The organism is Mycobacterium sp. E1715 (genome assembly GCF_001667625.1).
GTDB lineage: Bacteria > Actinomycetota > Actinomycetes > Mycobacteriales > Mycobacteriaceae > Mycobacterium.
This window is the reverse complement of sequence record NZ_LZJJ01000008.1, coordinates 1-2,918: the sequence shown is the minus strand read 5'-3', so window position 1 is coordinate 2,918 and position 2,918 is coordinate 1. Positions and strand designations below refer to the sequence as shown.

At 68.2% G+C, this 2,918-nt stretch carries 3 protein-coding genes; 1 reads left to right on the top strand and 2 read right to left on the bottom strand.

Going from position 1 to position 2,918, the window contains the following annotated elements; all coding sequences use genetic code 11:
• Positions 1-1,229 (bottom strand): biotin carboxylase N-terminal domain-containing protein (locus tag A9X03_RS00375; RefSeq protein ID WP_156746430.1); only part of this gene is annotated, 1,229 nt, incomplete at its 3' end.
• 235 nt (positions 1,230-1,464) lie between these two features.
• Here A9X03_RS00375 and A9X03_RS00370 point away from each other — a divergent pair.
• A complete protein-coding gene (locus tag A9X03_RS00370; protein WP_068259150.1) occupies positions 1,465-2,451 on the top strand; it encodes a D-2-hydroxyacid dehydrogenase family protein in 987 nt (328 codons plus the stop codon).
• Here A9X03_RS00370 and A9X03_RS00365 read toward each other — a convergent pair.
• Positions 2,452-2,918 (bottom strand): transcriptional regulator (locus A9X03_RS00365; RefSeq protein WP_068259147.1); only part of this gene is annotated, 467 nt, incomplete at its 5' end.

Below are 2,918 nucleotides of genomic sequence, written 5' to 3'. Positions count from 1 at the left end.
ACCGCGCGCCGCGCCCGCCGCACGGCCGTGGCGAAGTCACGCCCTCGACAGGTCAGTTTGATCAGCATCGAATCGAAGTGCGCGCTGATCTCGGCGCCCAGCGTCGTGCCGCCGTCCAGCCGGATTCCCGCCCCGCCCGGGGTGCGGTAGGCGGTGATCCGGCCGGTGTCCGGGCGGAAGCCGTTGGCTGGATCCTCGGTGGTGATGCGGCACTGCAGCGCCGCACCGTGTGGGACGACGGAATCCTGGCTCAAGCCAATCTGTTCCAGGGTTTGTCCGGCAGCGACCCGCAGTTGGGCGGATACCAGGTCAACGTCGGTGATCTCTTCGGTGACGGTGTGCTCCACCTGAATGCGGGGATTCATCTCGATGAAGACGTGGTTGCCCCGTTCGTCGAGCAAGAATTCCACTGTGCCCGCGCATGTGTAGCCGATGCTTCGCGCGAACGCCACCGCGTCGGAACAGATCCGCTCCCGTAGTTCTGGATCCAGATTCGGTGCGGGCGCGATCTCGATGACCTTCTGGTGGCGGCGTTGGACGCTGCAGTCGCGCTCGTAGAGGTGGATGACGTTGCCGTGGGTGTCGGCCAGGATTTGCACCTCGATGTGGCGGGGGTTGGTCACGGCCTGCTCGAGAAACACCGAGGCGTCACCGAAGGCGGACTCGGCCTCACGACTGGCCGACTCGATCGCCTCGGGCAGGGCCGCCGGTTCGGTCACGCGGCGCATCCCCCGACCGCCGCCCCCGGCCACCGCCTTGACGAACAACGGGAACGTCATGGACTCGGCCGCCGCGACCAACTCATCCACCGACGTCGACGGCGCCGACGAGGCCAGGACCGGGAGACCAGCCGCCCGTGCCGACGCGATCGCTCGCGACTTGTTGCCGGTGAGCTCCAGCACCTCCGCGCTAGGGCCGACAAACGTGATGCCCGCGTCCGCGCACGCCGCCGCCAGGTCGGGATTCTCGGACAGGAATCCATAGCCGGGGTAGATCGCGTCAGCTCCGCACTGCAGGGCCGTGGCGACGATGTCGTCGACCGACAGGTAAGCGCGCACCGGGTGCCCTTCCTCGCCGATCTGGTACGACTCGTCGGCCTTCAACCGGTGCACGGAGTTGCGGTCCTCGTAGGGATAGACCGCGACGGTGGCCATTTCCAATTCGTAGGCCGCGCGGAAGGCGCGGATCGCGATCTCCCCACGATTGGCGACCAGTACTTTCGCGAACACGTAGTTACGATAGAGCGCGTTGCGGCGATCCGACATATGCGCCGGGCGGACGGATCACGCGTGAAACCGGTCGGCTCGATGATGTGGGTGTGTCTTCTGCTCAGCGGACCACCCGGTGCGGTCGGTCCGCACCGCAGCACCGATCTGCCCTATCTGCGCGCGGTCACACCCTGGGTGCCTGTGCAGCACCCGGCCGCGCGAGTCCGCGATCCAGGGTCGGTGCTTCAATGGTGGGATGGGTGACCCCACGCCCCAGGTGGCGATTCTGGACGACTACGCCGGTGCGGCCCTGCGGCTCGCCGACTGGTCGCCCGTGCAAACCCGCTCCCGCATAACCGTTTTCGACCGGCACCTCGGCGAGGAAGAGGCGGCCGACGCGTTGCGGCCCTTCGACGTGATCTGCACCCTGCGTGAGCGGATGGCGCTGCCGCGGACGCTGCTCGAACGGCTGCCGAACCTGAAACTGATCACCATCGTCGGGAGGAGCCTGCCCAACCTGGACCTGGCCGCGGCCACCGAGCGGGGGATCCTCGTGGCCCACACCGACTTCGCCCATCCGCGATTCCGCTCCGTGCACGACGCGACCCCCGAATTCGCCTGGGGATTGCTGATCGCCACGGTGCGGAATCTGGCCGAGGAACATCGCCGCATGCGAGACGGTGCCTGGCAGACCACGACCGGCCTCACCCTGTCCGGCAAGACGCTCGGGCTGCTCGGCCTCGGGCGGGTGGGTAAGCGCATGGCCGAATACGGGCGGGTGTTCGGCATGGAAGTCATTGCGTGGAGCCAGAACCTCACCGCGGATGCCGCCGCGGCCGCTGGTGCACGCCGGGTCGAGAAGGCGGCGCTGTTCGAAGAGTCCGATGTCGTCTCGATCCACGTCGTGCTTTCGGAACGCACGCGGGGGCTGGTCGGCCAGCCCGAATTCGCCCTGATGAAGCCGCACGCGTACCTGATCAACACGTCACGGGGACCGATCGTCGACGAGGCCGCCCTGATGACCGCGCTGGACACCGGGCGGATCGCCGGCGCCGGACTCGACGTCTATGACGTCGAACCGCTGCCGCCCGAGCACCCGTTGCGGCGCCTCCCGAACGTCACCCTGTCGCCCCACCTGGGGTACGTCACCCGCGAAATGCTCGGCGCCTTTTACGCCGACACCGTGGAGGCGGTGGTCGCGTGGCTGGACGGGGCGCCGGTGCGGATCGCCAACCCCGGTTGATCAGGTGCGCTTCCGTCTCCAGTACGGGCTCTTGACCGCTTCGAGGGCTTCGGTGACATAACGGTCCAGAGGCCAGGGCCGCCCGGACTGTCGCACCCATCGCTGGAAGCCGAAATCCGCTGCCGCGAAGGCCAGTTGGACCAGCAGCCCGGGGCGAATGTCGACGCCGGGGTTCACGCCCATGCGCTCGGCGATCAGCTTGGCCGCCCGCTCCTTGTCGGCGGGGGTGTGCACAGTGACCTTGCGAAGCCGGTCGGGGGCCACCAGCAGCGCCTCACGCCATTCGTCGGTGTCGGCCTGCTCGAAGGACCGGGTTCGCGTGACGATGGCGTTGATCAACGCGACGTCCGGGGGCTCGCTGGCGGGCCGCTGTTCGAGGAGGTTCACGATCGCGGCGCCACCGTGGCGAACGGGGGCCAGCAGCAGCTCTTCCTTCGTTGGCACGTGCCGGAAGAAGGTGCGCGGCG

Coding starts and splice junctions, on each gene's coding strand:
- A9X03_RS00370 (WP_068259150.1), top strand. CDS start 1,465: ATGGGTGACCCCACGCCCCAGGTGGCGATTCTGGACGACTACGCCGGT.